Here is a 405-nt window from a genome sequence, read left to right as displayed (position 1 = left end):
GCGTCAAATCCGGCCTATATATATGTGTGTGCCCGCGCGCAGGAAACCCGGCCTGCGCGTTTGCCGCATCAACAGGGCGGCAGATGTGTCAATCCACAGCCGCACAAGCCATGCGCTGAACGTGGCTGCATGCCCGGAAATTATACAGCTGCGCAACGGGCCGCCGAAAATCTTGTCCAATTACAAAGGCCTACCCTGCGTCACCCATGCAGATGCTGCATAGCGGCATTGACGAAGCGCGGGATTGTGCATCTGCGGCATTTCCTTAAATTGTCATTCAAGAAACGCCACGACGGCACTGACGAGACGATAGACGAAGGAACAGAACGATGGCAGCAGCACAACAGATCTCCGCGGTGAGCATTGCATCCCCGGTAGGCTTCCTGGATGCCCTGCTGGTCAAGT

This window comes from Leisingera sp. ANG-S5, from assembly GCF_000813925.1.
GTDB lineage: Bacteria > Pseudomonadota > Alphaproteobacteria > Rhodobacterales > Rhodobacteraceae > Leisingera.
Note: the sequence above shows the minus strand (reverse complement) of the source record.